General features: G+C 64.7%; 20 protein-coding genes. 8 read left to right on the top strand and 12 right to left on the bottom strand.

From position 1 onward, the window contains the following. Window positions 1-6: 6 nt before the first annotated feature. The 3 genes from ACFQDH_RS06110 to ACFQDH_RS06120 all read right to left on the bottom strand — a co-directional run bounded on the left by ACFQDH_RS06110 (window position 7) and on the right by ACFQDH_RS06120 (window position 2,469). Window positions 7-1,041: a hypothetical protein gene (locus ACFQDH_RS06110; RefSeq protein WP_382399455.1), complete on the bottom strand. Its 1,035-nt coding sequence runs from the start codon at window positions 1,039-1,041 to the stop codon at window positions 7-9. Continuing rightward, entirely contained in the window at window positions 1,038-1,919 is an 882-nt protein-coding gene (locus ACFQDH_RS06115; protein WP_382399457.1) for an ABC transporter ATP-binding protein, read from the bottom strand. The genes ACFQDH_RS06110 and ACFQDH_RS06115 overlap by 4 nt, the downstream gene beginning before the upstream one ends. Before the next feature lie 67 nt (window positions 1,920-1,986). After that, the gene (locus tag ACFQDH_RS06120; RefSeq protein ID WP_382399459.1) at window positions 1,987-2,469 is read right to left on the bottom strand and encodes a GntR family transcriptional regulator; all 483 of its coding nucleotides are present in this window, start codon (window positions 2,467-2,469) and stop codon (window positions 1,987-1,989) included. A gap of 83 nt (window positions 2,470-2,552) precedes the next feature. Here ACFQDH_RS06120 and ACFQDH_RS06125 point away from each other — a divergent pair, with 83 nt between their 5' ends. Then, window positions 2,553-3,341, top strand: coding sequence for a maleylpyruvate isomerase N-terminal domain-containing protein (locus ACFQDH_RS06125; protein ID WP_382399461.1), 789 nt, complete (start codon window positions 2,553-2,555; stop codon window positions 3,339-3,341). 6 nt (window positions 3,342-3,347) lie between these two features. On the opposite strand, the gene ACFQDH_RS06130 is transcribed toward ACFQDH_RS06125, so the two are convergent. Beyond that, window positions 3,348-4,073, bottom strand: coding sequence for an SDR family NAD(P)-dependent oxidoreductase (locus ACFQDH_RS06130; RefSeq protein ID WP_382399463.1), 726 nt, complete (start codon window positions 4,071-4,073; stop codon window positions 3,348-3,350). A gap of 151 nt (window positions 4,074-4,224) precedes the next feature. Between ACFQDH_RS06130 and ACFQDH_RS06135 the strand changes: the two genes are divergently transcribed. Next, window positions 4,225-4,773: a TetR/AcrR family transcriptional regulator gene (locus ACFQDH_RS06135; protein ID WP_382404818.1), complete on the top strand. Its 549-nt coding sequence runs from the start codon at window positions 4,225-4,227 to the stop codon at window positions 4,771-4,773. Between the two features lie 24 nt (window positions 4,774-4,797). Here the strand turns inward: ACFQDH_RS06135 and ACFQDH_RS06140 are convergent, their stop codons facing one another. From ACFQDH_RS06140 to ACFQDH_RS06155, 4 genes are all read right to left on the bottom strand, one after another. After that, window positions 4,798-5,556: a hypothetical protein gene (locus tag ACFQDH_RS06140; protein ID WP_382399465.1), complete on the bottom strand. Its 759-nt coding sequence runs from the start codon at window positions 5,554-5,556 to the stop codon at window positions 4,798-4,800. 111 nt (window positions 5,557-5,667) lie between these two features. Continuing rightward, window positions 5,668-6,306 carry a hemerythrin domain-containing protein gene (locus ACFQDH_RS06145; protein ID WP_382399467.1) on the bottom strand — a complete coding sequence of 213 codons (639 nt, stop codon included), beginning with the start codon at window positions 6,304-6,306 and terminating at the stop codon, window positions 5,668-5,670. Further along, complete coding sequence (locus ACFQDH_RS06150; RefSeq protein ID WP_382399469.1) at window positions 6,303-7,175, bottom strand: SDR family oxidoreductase; 873 nt, start codon at window positions 7,173-7,175, stop codon at window positions 6,303-6,305. Before ACFQDH_RS06150 ends, ACFQDH_RS06145 begins: the two co-directional genes overlap by 4 nt. Before the next feature lie 161 nt (window positions 7,176-7,336). Then, the gene (locus tag ACFQDH_RS06155; protein WP_382399471.1) at window positions 7,337-7,813 is read right to left on the bottom strand and encodes a MarR family winged helix-turn-helix transcriptional regulator; all 477 of its coding nucleotides are present in this window, start codon (window positions 7,811-7,813) and stop codon (window positions 7,337-7,339) included. Window positions 7,814-8,230: 417 nt separating this feature from the next. Between ACFQDH_RS06155 and ACFQDH_RS06160 the strand changes: the two genes are divergently transcribed. Both ACFQDH_RS06160 and ACFQDH_RS06165 read left to right on the top strand, forming a co-directional pair. Next, complete coding sequence (locus ACFQDH_RS06160; RefSeq protein ID WP_382399473.1) at window positions 8,231-9,013, top strand: SDR family NAD(P)-dependent oxidoreductase; 783 nt, start codon at window positions 8,231-8,233, stop codon at window positions 9,011-9,013. A gap of 139 nt (window positions 9,014-9,152) precedes the next feature. Then, window positions 9,153-9,464, top strand: a complete 312-nt coding sequence (locus ACFQDH_RS06165) for a hypothetical protein (RefSeq protein WP_382399475.1) — start codon at window positions 9,153-9,155, stop codon at window positions 9,462-9,464. A 9-nt stretch (window positions 9,465-9,473) separates the two neighbouring features. On the opposite strand, the gene ACFQDH_RS06170 is transcribed toward ACFQDH_RS06165, so the two are convergent. From ACFQDH_RS06170 to ACFQDH_RS06180, 3 genes are all read right to left on the bottom strand, one after another. Then, entirely contained in the window at window positions 9,474-10,193 is a 720-nt protein-coding gene (locus tag ACFQDH_RS06170) for a hypothetical protein (protein ID WP_382399477.1), read from the bottom strand. Window positions 10,194-10,314: 121 nt separating this feature from the next. Beyond that, window positions 10,315-11,082 carry a hypothetical protein gene (locus ACFQDH_RS06175; RefSeq protein WP_382399479.1) on the bottom strand — a complete coding sequence of 256 codons (768 nt, stop codon included), beginning with the start codon at window positions 11,080-11,082 and terminating at the stop codon, window positions 10,315-10,317. 589 nt (window positions 11,083-11,671) lie between these two features. Then, a complete protein-coding gene (locus ACFQDH_RS06180; protein WP_382399481.1) occupies window positions 11,672-15,757 on the bottom strand; it encodes a helix-turn-helix domain-containing protein in 4,086 nt (1,361 codons plus the stop codon). A 407-nt stretch (window positions 15,758-16,164) separates the two neighbouring features. On the opposite strand from ACFQDH_RS06180, the gene ACFQDH_RS06185 reads away from it, so the two are divergent. Next, complete coding sequence (locus ACFQDH_RS06185; protein ID WP_382399483.1) at window positions 16,165-17,625, top strand: SNIPE associated domain-containing protein; 1,461 nt, start codon at window positions 16,165-16,167, stop codon at window positions 17,623-17,625. A gap of 175 nt (window positions 17,626-17,800) precedes the next feature. On the opposite strand, the gene ACFQDH_RS06190 is transcribed toward ACFQDH_RS06185, so the two are convergent. Further along, window positions 17,801-18,178, bottom strand: coding sequence for a VOC family protein (locus tag ACFQDH_RS06190; RefSeq protein WP_382399485.1), 378 nt, complete (start codon window positions 18,176-18,178; stop codon window positions 17,801-17,803). 70 nt (window positions 18,179-18,248) lie between these two features. Here ACFQDH_RS06190 and ACFQDH_RS06195 point away from each other — a divergent pair, with 70 nt between their 5' ends. The 3 genes from ACFQDH_RS06195 to ACFQDH_RS06205 all read left to right on the top strand — a co-directional run bounded on the left by ACFQDH_RS06195 (window position 18,249) and on the right by ACFQDH_RS06205 (window position 19,620). After that, window positions 18,249-18,737: an SRPBCC family protein gene (locus ACFQDH_RS06195; protein WP_382399487.1), complete on the top strand. Its 489-nt coding sequence runs from the start codon at window positions 18,249-18,251 to the stop codon at window positions 18,735-18,737. Window positions 18,738-18,860: 123 nt separating this feature from the next. After that, window positions 18,861-19,154, top strand: coding sequence for a putative quinol monooxygenase (locus tag ACFQDH_RS06200; RefSeq protein ID WP_382399489.1), 294 nt, complete (start codon window positions 18,861-18,863; stop codon window positions 19,152-19,154). A 79-nt stretch (window positions 19,155-19,233) separates the two neighbouring features. After that, window positions 19,234-19,620, top strand: a complete 387-nt coding sequence (locus ACFQDH_RS06205) for a DUF1343 domain-containing protein (RefSeq protein ID WP_382404819.1) — start codon at window positions 19,234-19,236, stop codon at window positions 19,618-19,620. The last annotated feature ends 132 nt before the right edge of the window (window positions 19,621-19,752 follow it).

Here is a 19,752-nt window from a genome sequence, read left to right on the forward strand (position 1 = left end):
CGGCGGTCAGGCTTGGCGACGCCGCAGCAGCAGCACGGTCACCGCGAGCAGCAGAGCGGCGATGACGGTCAGCCAGCCGAATTCGATCCACTGGAAAGCGTGGTAGCGGCCGGCGGGCTGGTAGCTGGTGACCTGGCGGTAGCCGTGTTGGACGAGATAGTGGACCGGGTCGACGACTCCGCTGCCGGGCGACGCCTGGGCGCGGGAGTTCCCGCTCGGGAGCTGCTGAATACCGGCAGCCTGCAGCACCTGGTTGAGCTGCCCGACGGCGACTCGATGTCCGCCTTTGGTCCACCATTGCCCGACGGTGAGGTCGGCGCTTTTGATCTGCAGTTTGGTCGTGGTCAGCGGCGTCGCGTAGTGCTGGCGAAGCCCCAATGAGACTGCTGCCGCGACGCCGAACCAGAGCAGGATCGTGGTGACGATGGCGGGGACGATCCGGCGCCATACGAGTCCGGCCAGGACACCGATGGAGAAGGCGAGGAGCGCCCAACCGGTGACCGCCGGTGCGACGGCCGGGAACAGCGAGCCGTCCATCTGCTGGGCGACGCCCGCTGAGACGAGAGGACGGTTGCGCCAGGCGATCAACTCGCCGAAGGCGGTCATGAGGATCGCGGTTCCCACGATGCCCGGGGCCAGGAGTGCCAGGGTCCAGCGCACCCGGCCGACGCCTTGGGTCCAGGCGTATCGGTAGGTGCCGGTCTCCAGCTCGCGGGCCAACAACGGCGCCCCGACGAATGCCCCGACCACACCGGGTGCCAGCACCTGGACGAAACCGAGCAGGCCGGTGCTGCCGTACTTGTTCTGGAAGTTGTTCAGCTGGAAGGTGCAGCTGGCCGAGTTGCGCGAGGTGCAGGAACGCCACGCGTCATACGCCTGATGGATCTGCAGCCCGCTGACGAGGAAGTAGACGGCGACCAGGCCCAGGACGCCGACCGTGGCCACGAGGGCGAATCGGTAATGACGCCACGCGACCCACACCAGCCGGCGCCAGGGCACAGCGCGGGTCGAGGCGGAGGGGACGGCTGCGAGCGTTGTCATCGGGCGACTCCGAGCAAGGATGAGGGTTGGGGATGGGTGCTCTCGCGCAGGTAGGCCATCGAGAGTTCCTCGATGCCGACCGGTCGCGTCTCGCACCCGGGTGGGAGACCGTGGGCAGCTGAGACCTTCGCGACGCAGTGCATCCGAGGACCGCTCGTCCGTGACTCGATAATCTCGCTGTCGGAGAGGTCGGCGTCGGCCGGACAGGTGACGAACCGGTGGTCGGCAAGCAGCGAGTCGACCGTGCCGGTGAGGCGAATCTGGCCGTGTGTCAACAGGATCAGGAAGTCGGCCACCCGCTCGAGTTCGGCGAGAACATGGGAGGACAGCACGACGGACACGCCGTCCTCGGCCATCGCTGTCATGACGGTCGCCATGAAGTCGTGTCTGGCCAACGGGTCCAGAGACGCCGTCGGCTCGTCGAGGACGAGCAGCCGGGGATGGCGGGCGATCGCCAGGGTCAGCGCCAGTTGGGCGTGCTGGCCGCCGGAGAGGCTGCCCGTCCGTTGCTTGGGGTTGATCCCCAGGTCCGCCAGCCGCTGTATGGCGTAGGGCATGTCGAGGGACTGGTTGAGATTGCGCGTCAGATGCAACATGTCGGCCACGGAGTACCGGCGGTACAAGGGCATGTCCTGAGCAACGAACGCGATGCCGTCCCGGGAGGCAGGTGACCCGGCCGGCTCACCGCTAAGCACTCGCACCTCGCCCTCGCTGGGAGAGGCGAGCCCGACGACAAGGTGCAGGAACGTCGACTTGCCGGCGCCGTTGGGACCGACCAGCGCCACCAGATGACCTTCAGGAACGGCGATCGTGCAGTCGCGCAAAGCCCACGAGTGGCCGTACCGACGGCCCAGGCCCGAGGTTTCGATGACGTTCATGCCGTTGCCCTCCTCCGTCGGGCTCCGGCATTCACCCTGAGCTCTATTGGTCGCTCGCTTCGCTCGCTCATGCCACCCCGCCTGCCCGCCGCCCGCCTTGCCCGTCGCCGCGGGCGGCCGACCCGCGGCGCTCAGCAAAATCCCGGAGGGTGCTCGAGAAGAGTGCGTTGACGCCGTCCAGGTCGAGGCCCGACGCGTCGGCGTCGGCCAGCCACCTGAGCAGCGACTTGCGCAAGCCGTTGAGCCCAGCGAGGTCGACCGGGTCCAGGGTCTGCTCGATGAAAGTCCCCTGGCCGGGTCGCCCGGCGGTCAGGCCCTTGCTCTCCAGGTCTCGGTATGCCTTCAGCACTGTGTTCGGGTTGATCGCCAGATCGGCAACGACCTCACGCACTTTCGGGAGTTGGTCGCCCGGCTTGAGGTAGCCCAGCCGCAGCGCCTGCTCGACCTGTTGCACAAGCTGCAGGTATGTCGGCACGCCCGATCCGGGATCAAGAACGAACGCGATCGGCGCCTCCCGACCGACGCCGTTTACTTGTTTATCTATGGTCATAGTTAAAGAGTAGATCCAGGTGGGCCGTGGGGCAAGAGCCACGTGCGCGGAACATCGAGCACGCAGTGACGGTTGGGACCGTCATGACCACACTCGCCGTACGCACCATTGACGCCCTTCGCCAGGAACACGACGCGCTTGCGGGTGTCGCCGCAGCCTTGACCGACGACCAATTGTCCGGACCTTCGGGGGCGAGCGAATGGTCCGCCGCCCAAGTGCTTTCGCACCTGGGCAGCGGCGCCGAGATCACGCTCGCGCTCCTGCGTGCCGAGCTCGGCGAGGGCGATGCCGCCGGCGAGGACTTCAACCGTTCGGTGTGGGATCGGTGGGACGCGGCAGGGCCGGCGGACCAACGCGCCTGGTTCGTCGAGCACGACGCCCGCTTGGTCGAGGCGCTGGAGGCTCTGACACCGGAGCAGCACGCGTCGCTCACGTTGCCGATCGGGTTCCTTCCCGCGCCCGCGACGGTCGCGACGTTTGCCGGCCTGCGACTCAATGAGGTCGCACTTCACAGCTGGGACGTCCGGGTCGCCACCGATGGGAGCGCGCGTCTCGTCGACGCCAGCGTGACCGCTCTCCTCGAGCAGCTCTCGGGAGATCTAGCAGTCCTGGTGGGGTTCGCCGGCAAGGCCGACCGCGTCGACCAGCGCGTCGTCCTCGCCGTGGGGGACAGCGGGTATGGCGTGCTGATCGACGACAGTGTGAGCCTGGCACCCAAGGTCGACGGGGTGACGGCCACGTTCGCCGGTGCGCCGGAAGCCGCCCTGCGTCTGGTCTTCGGGCGGCTCGGCGCGGCATACACACCGGCCGACGTGGCGGTCACCGGCAACGTCACGCTCGACGAACTGCGTGCGGTCTTCCCGGGCTTCTGAGACGGGTCAGACGGCGACGCGTCCGCCGTCGGCCGGCAGAATCGCGCCATAGATGAAGCTGGCGTCGTCTGAAGCGAGGAAGACGACGGCGGCGGCGATCTCCTCGGGTATGGCGCTCTGCCCGGCCGGCGTGCTGGCGGCGAGCGCATCGAACGTGTCGCCCATGGCCGCACTCGCCGGAGTGCGCGTCGGCCCGGGGGCGACGGCGTTGATCCGGACGTGCGGTGCGTACTCCGCGGTCCAGGATTTCGTCAGCGTCTCGAGCGCAGCCTTGGATGCGCCGTAGGCCGCCAGGCCGTTCATGCCGACTGCCGCGGCCATGGTGGAGATGTTGATGATCGAGCCGCCGCCCCTGGCCGCCATACGGGGTGCGATCGCTGCGGTGAGGAAGAACGGCGCCTTGACGTTGATGTCGAAGGTCGCGTCGAAGGCCTCCTCGGTCATCTGCGCGGTCGGTCCGCCCGGGAAGATCCCCGCGTTGTTCACCAGCACGTCGACGTCGCTTGCGACTTCGGCGAGCCGCTGGACGTCCGCGAAGCTGCCCAGGTCAGCGGCGATGAATTTGGCTGTGCCGCCTGCTGATTCGATGCCCGCGACGACCGAGTCACCGCGCGCATGGTTGCGACCGGTGATGATCACCGCGGCACCCTCGCTCGCGAGGCGTTGTGCGACGGCCTGGCCGATGCCCGAGGTCGCGCCGGTGATGAGTGCTGTCTTGCCGTGCAAGGTCATGAGTCTCGTCCGATCAGAAGTGCTGCGAAAATGGATTACGCGATCCACTCTACATGCAAATGGATCGCGCACTCCATTTTGGCTAGACTGTGTCCATGACCACCACGGCTCCGCGTCGACTCACGCGCAAGGGGAGGAGACCCGTCAGCGGATCGTCACCGCGGCGGCCGACCTGATCTTCGAGCAGGGCGTCGCCCATACGACGATCGAGGACGTGCGGGCGGCGGCGGGAGTGTCGAGTTCGCAGCTCTACCACTACTTCGAGGACAAGCCGGCCCTGGTGCGGGCGGTCATCGAGCACCAGACCGACACCATCGTCGAGGGACAGGAGACGTTCGACCTCAGCACGCTGGACGGCATGCGCGTATGGCGGGACTGGGTCGTGCAGCACCAGCTCGAGATCGACTGCACCGGTGGCTGCCCCATCGGTTCTCTCGGCAGTGAACTGGCCGAAACCGACTCCGACGGAAGGGATTTGGTCGCCGCCGGGTTCCAGCGCTGGGCGGCCGCCATCCAGAGCGGTCTACGCGAGATGTCTGCACAGGGCCGGCTCGCACCGGATGCCGACCCCGACCGCCTTGCGCTGGCATTGCTGGCTGCGCTGCAGGGCGGCTTGCTGCTGACTCAGATCGAGCGCGACACCAAGGCCCTGGAGGCGGGCCTTGATGCCGTGATCGATCTCATCGGTCGCTCGTCCTGAGTCACCCGCCATACACACCTCGCCTCAGTTGGCGCCGATCACTGTGAAGCTCGAATCCTCAAAGATGTGATGCATATTCGTGCCGATGCTGTGGACTTCGTAGTCGCCGCTGACGAGTTTGACGACCCGGTCGACGATGCCGCCCGGATACTTCGCGAGCGCGGTTGCGACGGCTTTGTCGGCCGTCTGCGCATCGACGATCGTGCCCTGGCCCTCGGTGTATGACGGGATCGTCCCGTAGGACTTCGAGGTGTTCTGTTGGCCGGGTTGCATGGCCGCAACCTCCGGCGCGGCGGTCGTGTAGGAACTGCCGGCCGGCTCGACGGTCACCTGGGTTGCGGCGATCGCCTTTCCGTTCACGGTGCCGAGGACCAGCACGCCGGCCCCGGACTTGATCGCCGTTGCACTCGTCGTCGTGGCGCTGCCGTTGGTGGCGTCGCGGTAGGTGGTCGCCGACGTCGTGTTCACGGTGATCTGTGCTCCGACCGGGGTCGTCACCGTGAACCCGCTGGATGACGTGCCGCTGACGACGCCCGAGGTGCCGCCGGGCTCATTGGTGGAGCGTGCGTTCGAGCCGCTGCCCGCGGCCGGGAAGTGACCGCTCGACGAGCTCGCGCTCGGGCTGGAAACGGCAGTCGACTGCGACCCCGATCCGGCCGCGACGGCGATGCCGGTGCCGCCTCCGACGACGATCACCGCAGCCGCGGCAACGAGAGCGATGTTCCGTCTGCGCGAGAAAAAGCGCCGGATGGGCGATGTGCGGCCCGCATCTTCGTTGTTCATGGAAGTCAACCTCTCTTGGTTGCAGAACAGGTTGACCCCTCTTCCTCTCGCACGCCCCTGGTCACCTTGTGAGCCGTCTGTGTGCCTCGTATGGCGGACAGCCCTCCCGGTTCAGCCCCGGATCGCAGCGGTGTCCCGACGGAACTGACGCTGGCCGATCAGCTTGTATACCAACCGAACTGGGGCCGGAATGACCTGCATGAACGTCCTTCGTTCAGCAGCGTCGGTCTCCTCGGTGATGTGGCCGAGCATGACCAGTCGCCGCGGGATCGGGATCGCGGTCATGCCGTGCTTGCCGAGTGCGTTCCATTCCTTCTGGGTGATCGTCACCGACACGATGGGCAGGATCTTCTCCTCTTCCTCCGCCAGGTGCTCGATCAGTGACGGCATCGCGTCCTCGACGAGGGTCGCCATACGCTCGCCGGCCGCGGGGTCCGCGCTCGCGGTCCACGCGGGCAGCTCGGCACTGACGGCCGTGACCGCGTGGTCGACCAGTGCGTGCTGGGCGTCCATCCGGTCCATCAGCTCCGGGTCGAGCGTCGCTCGCTCGCGCAGCTTTGGGAAGAGCAGCTCGTCCTCGCCGGAGTGATGCGTGTGCAAGAAGTCCAGCATCTCGTGCGCGTGCGCGCCGACCACCTTGGACCGTGCCCGGTCATTCGCCGCAGAGCGGAAAAGCGTTGGCAGCTGGCCGATCTCACGTCGTATGACGCGGTGGATCAGCACCATCTCGTGGGTGTCGACGTTGGTCATCGTGACTCCTCGACGGCCGCAGCTGCGTTCTCGAAGGCCGCGCGCGGCGTGATCGCCGGCCGACCGATGAGCTTCGCGAGGTCCTCGCTGTCGGTGAACAACTCCCCGCGCGCCAGGCCGGCATCGGCGTCCGCGACGGCCGCAGCCATCTCCGACGGCAGCCCCGCGCCAGCGAGAGCGCCGGTGTAGTCAGGGATCGGCAGATCCCGGTAGGCGATCGGGGTGCCGAGGACGTCGCTGACCGTCGCGGCCAACTCGGTCATGGTGAACGGCGTGCCGCCGAGTTCGTATGTCGCACCGACGTGTCCGTCCTGAGTCAGCACCACGACGGCCGCTGCGGCCAGATCTTCTCGGCTGGCCGCGCTGACGCGTCCGTCTCCCGCGCTACCCATCAGCGCGTGGTACTGACGGATGATCGGGAGCTGGTCGGTGTAGTTCTCGAGGTACCAGCCGTTGCGCAGGATCGTGTATGCCGCGCCGCTCTGCTTCAGGTGGTCCTCGGTGCGGTTATGTGCTTCAGCGAGAGTCATTTTCGCGGTCGAGGCGTTGACCATGCTGGTGTAGACGATGCGGGAGACGCCGACGCGCACGGCCGCATCGATCGCGGTGCGGGCGTTGTCGAATCTGTCGCCGACGGTCGTGGTGGACACCAGCAGCAGGGCGTCGGCGCCGGCGAATGCGTCGTCGAGCGTTGCCGGGTCGGCGAAGTCCGCGCGGCGGACCGTGACGCCCTTCCCAGCGAGGTCGGCGAGCTTGTCGAGGTCGCGGCCGGTCGCCACGATCTGCGCCGGCGGGGTTCCGGCGGCGAGGAGTTGATCGACGACGAGGCGACCCAGATGACCGGATGCGCCGGTGATGACGATGGACATGGTGACTTCCTTCAGGAGAGGTAGGGCGTGGCGATCTCGTCAACGCTCTTGACCAAGATAGTCAACGATATTGACCAATGTCAAAACGTGAGGCGGCGCTGCCGGTGCTGGCGTCTCGGGGTGAAGGAGGTGGTGATCGGGAGGCCGCCGCTGCGGCGGCTCTACTTCGCGTAGGGGTCGGTGATCTCGCGGAGCTGGTCGAGGATCTGCTTCAGGAGGTCGAAGTTGCGCGTGCCCAGGTATGCCGACCACTCGGCGAGGATCTCGGCCGAGGTGGCGCGGGCCAACTCGGCGGCGCGGCGCCCGCGCTTTTCGATCACGATCAACCTGGCGCGGCCGTCGCTGGGGTCCGGGATGCGCTTGACATAGCCCAAATTGACCAACTGGTCAACGAATACGCTGGCGCTCTGCTTACTCATCTGCGCCTGTGCGGCGAGGTCGGTGAGGCGGGAGCCGTCCGGTGCGACGCGCTGGAAAACCCGAAGCTGAGCCAGTGTCCAGTCGGCGAACCCGGCCTCCTGGATAGTGCGGAAGATCCGGTCCTCCATGTATCGGTACGAGATGAACATCGACAACCCCAGATCTACTTGCTGTGCGTCGTCGACGACGTCATCGGGTCCACCGGTCACTCCACTCATGGCCCGCACCCTACGGCACTACCGCGCCCGTCGGTGACGGATCGGCCTGTTGTCATCCTCGCCTTTCGATGACAACATGGTCAATGTAACTGACTAAAAGAGATCACGTTTGGCAGTGACCGAGCGACAAAAGGTGGCCGAGCGTCGCCCTGAGGAGCCGGTGAGGTACGAGCCGGCGTCACGAAGGGGAGCGAGGAACGAGCACCTCCAAAAGGTGGCGGAGGAGCGAGGAACGAGCGTCTCGAGGTCCCGCCAACAAAGGTGGCCGAGGAGCGAGGAACGAGCACCCAAAACCAAAAGGTGGCCGAGCGTCGCCCTGAGGAGCCGGTGAGGTACGAGCCGGCGTCACGAAGGGGAGCGAGGGGCGAGCGTCTCGAGGTCCCGCCAATCGACTCAACGAAACGAACAGAGGAACTTATGGAACCCACGACAACAACACAAATCCTGGCGGGCAAGCGGGCGCTGATCACCGGCGGCAGCCGCGGCATCGGAGCCGCGATTGCGCGACGCCTCGCCTCCCAAGGAGCCGCCGTTGCGGTGAACTATCGATCCGATCAGGAGACGGCTGAAGCACTGGTCGGCGAACTGACCGGAGCGGGATTCACCGCGTCGGTGTTCCGCGGCGACGTCAGTGGCGCGGCGCCGGCCCACGAGCTGGTGGACGCGGTGGTCGCCGAGTTCGGCGGGCTGGACATCTTGGTCAGCAACGCCGGCGTCGAGCACTTTGGAGCGCTGGAGACCATCACCCAGGCCGACTTCGATCTGCTCTTCCAGACCAACGTCGCCGGACAACTCTTCGTCACCCAGGCCGCGGCGGCCGCCATGACCGACGGCGGCCGGATCGTGCTCAGCTCGTCGGTCAGCGCGCGGCTGGCTGTCCATCACCACGCCCTGTATGCCGCAAGCAAGGCCGCGATCCCGGCCATGGTTCGCAACCTGGCGCCCGAGCTCGCCGAGCGAAACATCACCATCAACGCCATCGCACCCGGCGCCACTCAGACACGGATGGCGGCATACGCCCCGAACTACATCCACCCGGCATTGGTCGACGTCCCGTTCGAGTCGCTGATGCGTTCCATGAGCGCCCTTGGTCGGCTGGGCCAACCAGACGAAATCGCTTCTGTCGTAACGTTTCTCGTCTCACCGGATTCGTCGTTCATCACCGGCGCGACCATCGGAGCCGACGGCGGCTGGAGCTGACGTGCATCTTCGGCACGCCCGAAGAACGTTTCCATGCTCGACGCGGGTTGGGTGTCATTGTGGCGGCATGACGCACACTTGGTCCTATGAGCGCAACGAGCGGGGCATGTGTTCGGCACCTGCGGATAGCGTGCGCTGCATGATCGATTTCACGCCGCTGGCCGAGTTGGCCGATCTTCCAGATCGCAGCCCAGTGTCGGTGCGCGCGACTTTGCGGCACATGCAGCTCAAGCAAACGATCGCCGGCGACCTTTGGGCCTCGCCCGTCATCGAGGAATCGGGCACAGCGGTCACGTGCTTAGTGTTCAGCGAGACGTTCGCCACCACCCCTTCAGAGGTTTGGCGCGAGGGCGCGGTGCTGGAGGTCATGGGGACCATCGCAGTCCGCGTTGACATGGACCTACGGCTCATACCGTCAGCTATCAGACGGAGCCCGGAAGATCAGACGTGAGGGGCGCGGCTATCGGGTATGCGCCTGACCGGGCAGGTGATCGGGCCGCTCTGCCTCGATGTAAACCGCGCGTCCCGACTCGAACCTCCAGATCGCGTGGTCGAGTTTCGTCCTGGAAACGTTGCGCCGAGTCGCCACCTCGCTGACGATGCGAGCCGCCTCCCGCGGATCAACGTCGCGTCTGAGGACGCGAGACACGTGTCGCACGACCATGCGATCAGCTTTGACGCCCGGAACCCCCGCCAGCATGAGAAAGTACGTCCAAGTGAGTCCGCTCCGTTGACCGGGGAGTCTCAGCCACTCCTTCTTGGCAGGGGACTCGTCTTGCTGCTCAGGGGTGCCCAGCCGTTCCCGGACATCATCGATGGTTTCGATGCGGTGCGCCGCCAGAATCTCGGCTGCACGTAGGACTGCGTCCGCCTTGTACGGTGCCTTCGTGCTGGGCCAGCAGCGCCAACGCTTTGTGGTGTTCGCGAGTGCATCGGCACCGCCCCAGTTCTTGACCGCAGACGCGAGGTCGGAGGCGGTGTCGTCCGCCGAGGCATTGATGCCGCGGCGCTCTCGATACTTCCGCACGGCGTCGATCACGCCGGTGTAGTGGTTTCCCGTCGAGTAGATCGAGTCAATGAGGCAGAGCGCCACGCTGGAGTACCCGCCGGGTTCGAACCACCGGGTGTGGTCCCCGAGGTCGTCACTGACCGCGGTCTCAAGCAGGTCAATGTCGGTCACATGGATCACTATGCCAACAGTCGGGCTGCGCAACGTCGCCGCGCATGCGGCGGTATGACGCACATCCCGAGTTCTCGACCGGGACATCGAGGACCACAATCGGATCGGTTGTGGCCAACCCTCAAAGGGTGTCAATCACGCCGAGTACATCGGCGACGTACTGCTCAAGCCGGCGCAACGTCGGCACCGCCGCCCGGTGAGAGCCGAGCAATTCGGTGGGCCTTGCCGACCCCACACTTGCTTGGCCTTCGCGGGGCCAGGTCGGAGCTCTGACCCGTAGGACCTCAGTGCCGAGGCCACACCGATCGATGAAGTCAGGACGTTCAAGGTCACCAAATCCAAACGAGATCGGGGGCGTGATCGACATCTGATGCGAAGTGAGGACGATCTCCGTGAGGTCTTGGTGTTTGTCGGCATTCTTCAGCTCTGCGAGCAGCTCACGTTGATGAACATAGTTGCCGCTGAAGTTGTCGGGCCGACCGTTCGCTCCCTTACAGGGTTGCCACTCATGGAGCAGGGTCCAGTCGGCAGGATCTAGAAACGCAGGACTACGACATGTGTCCCCTCTTCGGCAGATCGGGAACTGAACGTCTCTTGGCCTTGGAGGTGCCCTCCGATAGCGCAACGCGAGTTGCCGAGCCACGTGATCGAGGGCGCCGCGAAGGTTGTTCACTACGTCACCCACGCCGAGTTCGACTGCTTGTGAGAACTCACTAAGGTCGGGTGCAGCGGCGACGAAGACTGAATGTCGCCCACGTGCCGCATCGAAACGAGAAGCCAGAGTCGCTTGGTTGTCCGGAGCGCCGAGCGTTGTCTCAATGAGGTCCTCGACTCGCGCGAGATGATGCCCGCCGTTGTGCAGCTTTGCGTGTGCGCTGGCCGCATCCACGAGCCAATGGTGCACGGAGTATGGTCCGAAGGCGGCGCGGCGTTGGGGGATACCGCCGCGAGTGATGGCGCGGGTCGCAGTGATCGCGGCGGTAAGACGCGGTGGATTCGGTGGTTCTGAGGCCTACCTAGCCTTGTCAGTCCTAGCGTGTTGCCGTGCGTCCATGGTCTCGGTCATGGTGCTCGTCCTCCTGCTCAATGCATGCGGTGCTGCGCAGCACCCGAAAACGCGGACGTTGAGTCAAACGTGCATCAAGGCGGAGTCTTCCCTTCGCGACCCATCGCGTATCCCCAACGTCGCCGCTCTCGAGAACATCCTGAGGCGCTTGAGCAGACAGGGCGATCAGGAGACCCGAAACGCGCTATCGGACTTGATTGCGGCCGTCGATCGGTACTATCCGACCGGACCCACAGCAGACGTGACGGCGGGGATGGACACGTTCAAGCGCCGTTGCGCAGCGGCCGGATCGAGCGCATTTCAGTAGCTCCCCATCACCAGACCGGCCCCTTGACGCGACGTCGCATCTATCATCGTGCGCGAATCTGGCCGATAAGCGGTCGTAGCTCGTGGCATGTGCGTGAGGGGCCGCTCACCACTCGCGGTTGTCACCGCCCAGGTCCCTTTCCGAGGAACGGGCTATGCCAGCTTCGGCTGAAGCGACCATGTCACGGAAGAATCGCTCTGCAGTCGAGTTTCTGGGCAGCCGGTTTGCTATCGCCAGGCACTCGTCGCGCTGGTCAATATCTTCCTGATACGGCTTGCCCGGGGTGCCCACGCGTGTGCCGGATATTGTCGCGCCGTACAAAGTGCTCGACATCGTTCGCAGTAGTTCCTCGTCATGTACTTCGGCGGCGTGCAATGCCTGTACCACGAAATCAGAATGCTTCCAGATGAAGTCGGACTCCGCCTTGCGAAGGACTGCAGCAACCGCTTCCAGGTCTCTCCGCGTGCCGGAGCCGAAGGGTTCCGCGAGTACCTCCAGAACGGTGTCGTCATAGGTACCTGCGACGACCTTGAACACCTCTCCTCCGCCTTCATTGCGGGCGTAAGAATCGGCTCCATCACCTATCCAGGCCAGGATCTTCCGGAGATGGGATTGGAACTCTGCAGATTCGCGGATGTGTAAGGCGTTGTCCCAGGAGAACGGCATGGCGCGGTAGTCGGCGATCTCCGTGGCAGATTCGGCGTAAGTGACTCGATCCTGTAGGAGCTCGATCACCCAGCCCGGATTCGTTCGCGAGCGCTCGGCAAGTGCATGGGTAACCGAGTACCCGCCCAGGTCGGGGAGGGCAACCAAGTCCTCCCGGATCCTCTTTAGCTCTGCAGTACTGAAGTGTTCCCACGACACATCGAACTGATCTCGCCCGATACACATGAATACGTCGTCGGCTAAGCGCGGGTTGTCGGCAAACCGCACCCCGGCCAATATCCGGACGGCCGCTGCCGTGTTGTCACGAGCGAATATCTGCGCGGCCCTCACGGCAGCATCGCGCTGAGTAGCGTCTGCGCTCTGAGCCAGCCGCATCAAGAGGTCCAGTTCGCCTTCCGCCAACGATCGCCGTCCGCGGTTCCAACTCAGTGCCTGGGTCACTCCAGCCGCGAGGTCGGACGGCCCATTGGCGAGTAGCACGCGGGCCACGTCGAGAGCGGCCGACGGATCGTGTTCCGCATATGCCGAAAGCACGACCGGTAGCAGTGGTTCCAGAGACGGAGCCTTGTGCGAACTGATCTGGTCCAGAAGCCCTTTGGCCAGCGTCGGGCGGGCATTCACCAAGGCCGCGACGACCGTGCCTGGGTGTCCCTTTTCCGCACCGAACCCGGCTCGTTCTGCGGCAAGACGAATCTGGACCAGCCGCAGCACCTCCTCGTCAGATCGACTGCTCAGCTCGGTCACAATCTCATTGACCACACGCTCACGCTTTGACTCCATGGCCGCGTAGTCATCGCCCCGGTCGCGGACCAGGCGCCCCCAGCCGTCATGCATCGCAAGCGCCAGGCGATGCTCGATTGTGTTGGGCAGCGCGTCGATCGCCGCATTGGCTGGTGCGTTCGTTGCGGTCGTGCAGTAACTTGCGTGCCAGTGAAGGGCGCCACGGATCCAGACGCCCACGACTGGGTCTAGCGCGATGTCGCCGGCTAACTCGCTCAAGCGCTCTATCGTCCGAACAAACTCTGGCGTCCAGCGCGCGATTTCCTCATCCGTGACAGGCCGGCCGTACATACCGTGCGGGTAGCGCAGAGCAGATTCGAGGAAGTCCACGGCCGCTACGGCCCGGGCCAAATTGTCGGAGCGTGCTTCGGTGAACGCGAGGTCGATAAGCCGCTCCCGCAGGGGCCCAACCACAGCAGTATTCAATGGGAAGGGCCGGAAGCTGATGGTGTGCCTCGAGTATGAGGAGTCACTACCTTCGGTAGCCAACATGGGTTCGAGCACCTCGAAGGGCGACACCCGCTGGTCGTTTGTGAAGTTTCGCTGCATGATGTCGACGACCGCATCGAGGTAAGCCAGCGGCTTCCCGACACCGAACTCGGCCAAATCGCGTAGCACTCTTAATGCGTGGTTCGGGTACTGTTTGGCTGGTCTGTCATCGATCTGAGCGAGTTCCCACAGCTGATCGATCGCACCTTCGAGTGCTTCGAAGTTGAACGCTGCAAGCTTCAGAACTGGCGGAATTTCTCGCAGGACGTCGAAATACGTCGGCGCCCTGTAGAAGGAGCGGGCAGCGTGCTCGTCCTCTAGGCGGTCCGTCGGGTTATCAATGAGCCAGCGACACAGCGCTAAGGCGCGGTCCGCCTGGAAGTAGGCGATTCTCTTCAGCAGTTTCAAGAGGTTCTCGCGGTCAACGATGTCGCCTTCGCGCATCTCCGCTTCAAATTGGGACCACAGCTGATCGATGAGTGAGAGAGTGCCCTCAACTTGGCGTCGCACCTGCCAGTCGACGCGGCTGGCGTTGATGAACAAGTGCTGCGCCACCTGTCCATCTGCGGCATCTTGCACGCGCCGCAAGTAGCCGGTCTCGGAGGTGCTTCGTTTGTCGAACGAGGCCCTTGCCAACAGGACGTCTCCGAGGAGATCGGGCACAATCCTTAGCGCTGCGCCCCGTCGCCGCAGGACACCAGCGTCTTCGAGGCTCCGCAGATGGGGTTGCAGCACGTCGAAGGGTTTGCCGACCACCGCGCTGAGCGCGTTCCGGAAGGCTTCTTCGTTGGTCCGGAACGGCTGGAAGGCAGCGATGGCGTAGAGGACGCCTTGTCGCGTCTCAGGATCGGTGACCAGAGGGTCGGCCACCAGAGCCTCGCTGAATCGTCCGAGGATCGCGTCACGCACCGAGTCGGCCTGCTCAAGTTGAGATGGATCGAGCTGTCCACGCTGGATGAGCGAGCCGCCAAGCACTGTCACCAAGGGGCAGTCGAGTGTCGCGCTGGCGAGACGCCGACTGAGCGCTCCGAAGTCGTCGCTGAGCGCCTCCAGTGCCAACGCTTCCGCGGCTTCCGCGGGCAGGTCGGCCAGCGACACAATGCGTACATCGTCCGGCCACAGCGCAGAGCGTGTCAGGTCGGTCTTCAGCCGGTCCCATCCGTACGGTCGCGAGACCAGCAAGATGCCGGCGTCACCGTTGCGACGTTGAATCCCCGAAACAATCTCCGCTATGTCGTCGCGATCGTGAGCGTCCTCTATCAGCACGACCAGCCGCCCAGCGGCTGGTAAGAGTTCCAAGTCCGCACCAGTCACGCCGGTTCCAGGTAACAGCACGCGCACCTCAGCGTCGTCTGGCGTCGCCTCGGCGATCGCACGCAACATCCTCGACTTACCGATACCGCCGGGGCCGACCAGACCGGCGAGACTGCACTGTTGCTCATGAAGTAATCCGATGAGCGCACGCAGTTCGTCATCGCGACCGACCAGCCTCCAGTTGTGATTAAACAACTGGCTCGAGCCCAGATCGAACGCCTCTTCAGCGAGAAGCCAGGGGCCGGGCTGCGGCACCCCCAGAAATGCCTCGCGATGCATCGGGAAGTAGGTATCGACCAGTCGCACTGCTCGGTCTAGCGGCTGCAAATTGCGGATGTAACGCGAGATGTCTTCACCGTCGTGCAAGGTCCATCCTGAAAACGACGCCATGGCGTTGCGGGTAGCTGGTGTTGCTGCCTGCCGCGACAAGAACAGGTGATGCGCGTCCGCATCGATCGTGACTTCCGCAACGGCCTCCTTCACGGCTGCAGGACCAAAGGTGAGATGCCGTTTGCATTGTGCAGTGGCGAGGTGGCGCTTCTTGCTCCCGGTCACCAGGACGTCGATTCCGAACTGCTTCTCCCCAGGCCCGCCGTACCGACTCGCGTGCCCTTCGGGATACATCGCTGCCATCAAGTCTGCAACGAGATCTTCGAACCGCTCCGGAGGCAGTTCGTCGAATGGCAGCACACGGGAGAGCGGTCTCTGTGGCGGGGCCGGGCTGCGGCTAGCCAGGTAGCCACCTGCCTTCAGGAGTCCACCCTCCTGAACGCCGAGAGCTTCGGCGAGGGCGGGCAGCATGGTGCGGCGAGGTCGCGAGCCCCCACGCTCCCACCTGCTCACTGCCTGCTGTCCAACACCGAGCTTGCCTGCGAGTTCAGCCTGTTCAAGCCCGTTGCCTTCACGTCCGGCGCGAATCGCCCTACCCAGTTCTTCGTACATAGTTCGATCATACGCTGCTCACTGCGTGTGGTCAAGAATCACACGCAGACTGATGCGTGCGTAAACGTGAAGGCCAGCGTTTGTAGTAGCTCATGCCCCCGGGCGCCACCTCGAGTGACGCACTGATGGCGCTCCACGTCCCGTTCGTGCCTGCAACTCTTCCGCCGGTGGCGGCCGGCTCGGATCAGTCATTGCATCATTCTTGGGCGGTTTGACGCACGGCGATCCTGGGCCGTTCACCCCCTCGAGGCACCAAGTCGTCAGACTCGCCAGAGAGCGCGACGCGTGCGTTGACTTGGTCCGTCGCCAATTCGTCCGCTCCAATGAATCTGTGAAGCGCCTGACAGTCAATGGCTTTCGCGGCTATACCTTCCGTTGAAGGCTGTGTGACGGGGGAGGAGCTGGAAATGGCGTGGGGTGACGGCAAGCGTGTTGCTGAACTCGAAGCTGAGGTGGCGAAGCTTCGGCAATGGGTCGAGCATCTGCAGGGGACGGATGCGATGACGTTGGCATCGCAGATCGAACAGATGCGAAGTGAGGTCGCCGGACTCCAGGCGCAGGCGGCCGCCACGAAACAAGCGGTCGTAGCTGCCCAGGCAGAGGATCGTGCGGCTCGGGCACAGTTGGTAGAAGACCTCGGGGCCGCCGAGGTACAAGAGGCTGGCTTCTACACGTTCAACCATCCACTGCAAGACGCTGTCGCCTACAAAGATGCACTCACACAGACGCAGGCCCAGATGAAGCGACTCATCCGGGCGAAGGACGCGGTCGAGGCAACGACCAACTGGACGGTGGATGGCTCGACGACCAAGGGCGCCGCGATGGTCCGCGACTTCTCGAAACTTCTCTTGCGTGCTTATAACAGCGAGGCCGATGCCTTGGTGCGCGCGTTGCGACCTCACACCCTGACGTCCGCGAAGGGCCGCCTGGACAAAGCTGCGTCAGCGATCGAACGGCTGGGCAAGACGATGAGGATCCGGATCTCGCCCGCGTACCACCGGTTGAGGTTCCGCGAGCTGGAGCTGACCGCAGACTATTTGGTCAAGAAGCAGCAGGAAAAGGAAGCCGAACGCGATCGTCGGGCGCAGCTGCGCGACGAAGCGAAGGCGCGCGCGGAGATGGAAGCTGCGCTCGTGAAATTGCGGAAGGAACAGCAGCACTACCAGCAGCTGATCCAGCGTCTTGACCCTTCCGACGAAGGCGGTCTTGCCGTGGCCCGCGAGAAGCTCGCCGAGATCGGACAGTCGATCGAGGGCGTGGAAGCTCGTGCTGCCAACACACGTGCGGGCCATGTGTACGTGATCTCCAACATCGGGGCGTTCGGACCAGACATGGTCAAGATCGGTATGACGAGACGCCTTGAGCCCATGGACAGAGTGATCGAGCTCGGTGATGCCAGTGTGCCCTTCCGATTCGACGTCCACGCGCTGGTCTTCCACGAGGACGCAGTCGCGCTGGAAACGCATTTGCACCAGGCGCTCGAGCATCGCAAGGTCAACCAGATCAACATGAGGCGCGAATTCTTCTACGCCAAGCCGAGTGAGGTCCGCACCTTGCTCGAGAAGTACGCCGGCTCCTTCTTGCTCGAATACAAGGAGGCCCCGGACGCACTGGAATGGCACGGCTCAGGCAGCGTCCAGCGCACAACGCCACCAAGGTCCGAGCAGCCCGTTCCCGTCACTACAGGCGAACCAATCGCGACTCCTACTGCCGAACCGGACAAGGTGGCGGTCGCCAGCCGGTTTGTTGGCCCGTCACCAGACGGGGACCCCGAGGCCAAGGCTGCATGGTACGTATCGCCAGATGATCAGGCCCTCTGGAGGCGCTGGGACGGATCGGGATGGACTGACGAAACAAAGGCGCGTTAGGGCGGCGGGTCAATGCCCGCGACTCGGTTGAGCAACGAGCGTTATCAAGCAATTTCGTGTGTTTTATACGAGGCGGCGTTGGAGGGCGCTCCGGACTACCGAGTGCTCGAGCCCGGCGCGGCACCGGTGTGGCAGCGCGGACTGACCGGAGCGCTCCGGTGAGAAGACCCGCCGGTCAGGCCTGCGGCGGGTGCTCGGCCACGCAGAAAAGGTTGCCCTCGGGGTCAGCCAGCGTCGTCCATTGCACGTGCGGGTGCTCGTCCAACACGTCCCAGCGCCAGGTCGCACCGGCCGACACCAACCGGTCGACTTCTGCACTGCGTGTTCCCCACGGCACCGTCAGGTCGAGGTGGATCGTCAGGCGGTCCGGGCGCGGCCCGGTCAAGGGCTGGAAGAACATCGCGAAACCGCCGGGTGCCGCCGGTGGGATATAAACGAAATCGCCTGAAGGTGCTGGTGTTCCGCCGGTGACCGCTGCCCAGAACGCTCCCAACGCGTGCGGGTCGGCAGCTTCGATGTTGATGGCTCCGAGGGTGACCTGAGGAACGTCCATGTCGTCGACAGTAGGCGCCATACAACCGCTGAGCCGAGCCGCTGTGCGCCCGCGTGCAAGGCTGACCCGCATGAGCGAGCCGAAGCGATTCAATGTCACCCGCACGATCCCGGCCCCGCCGGAGGAAGTCTTCGCCGTCTTGCGCGACCCGCGCGGGCACCTGGCGATCGACGCGTCGGGCATGCTGCAGGACGTCGAGGGCGATCCCGTTGGCGCAGTGGGGGATCGGTTCCTGGTGCACATGGACCGCGAGCCGCTGAACGACATACCCCAGATGGGTCGGTATGACGTGACGGTCGTGATCACCGAATACGAACGCGATCGGCAGATTGCCTGGACCATAGACGGGACGGTGCAACCGCCGCTGCGGCACATCTACGGCTACACGCTCGAGCCTGACGGAGACGCCACACGCGTGACCAGCTATTACGACTGGTCGCAGGTCGATCCTGAGAGGATTGAATCTTCGGTGTTTCCAGTGATCCCCGAGGTCGGGCTGCGGGCGACGCTCGGCATACTCGACCGCACCGTCCGGCTGGGTCTGCTGCCGCGACGCTGAGCGACCGCTCAGATCCTGATCGGAGGTGCCGCATTCAGGTTTATGCGGGTGCGGCCGGACGCACCCGCATACGGTGGACATGACCGAACGGATACGTCGGTCGCCGACCGCTGAAGGGGCACCATGACAGACATCGCCGTCACCGCGATCATCACCGCCAAACCCGGTTCGGAGTCAGCCGTGCAGGCCGCGCTCACTGCGCTCGTCGAACCGACGCGCGCCGAGCCCGGATGTGTCGACTACCAGCTGGCGGTCTCGAGCGTCGACCCCGCCGTCTTCATCACCACCGAAAGATGGCGCACGTCGTCCGATGTGGAGGCCCACCTGGAAACCGAACACGTCAAGACCGCCCTCGACACGGCAGGCGAGCACCTTGCCGTCCCACCGGCCATCCATCCGCTGACCCCACTCGCCTGAGCACCGTCGATCGCATCACTTCGGATCGCCGTGCCGCGTCGGTGGCTCATTACCGCTACCGCGTACTTCGCTGAAAACAATTGTCCTCGCAAGGCCCACCCGCCGCGCCGGTCGGTTGGCGGGCGAGCACCTGCCCGGCGTGGAGTTCCGCGAGGCCTACTTCAACCCGACGTTCTCCAAGAACGCCGGGAAGGTCTGCGGCGGCGTCCAGGTGCACATCATCGACGCGAGCCGGGTCGACGCGATCCGCACAGCGACCACGATGATGACCGCACTGCGCGACCTGTATGACGAGTTCGACTGGCGCGGCGATGCCGGCCGGTGGATCAACCTGCTGACCGGGTCGGACCGCTTCCTGAAGATGTTCACGGCCGGCGACAGCGCAGCGCAGATCGTCGCCGCCTGGCAGCCGGAGCTGAACGCTTTCGACCGCACCAGGAGGCAGTACCTGCTCTACCGCCGCTGAGTCGGGGCTTGACATGTGCCGTTCTGCCACCAGCTCTTGACGGGCGATCAGCTGGGGAGTAGACCAACTGGGTTGAGACGTTTCGTGCCGGCCCGGACGGACAACAACTCAAGGCAATCGCCTTCGCTGACC

Source organism: Flexivirga alba, from assembly GCF_042661025.1.
GTDB lineage: Bacteria > Actinomycetota > Actinomycetes > Actinomycetales > Dermatophilaceae > Flexivirga > Flexivirga alba.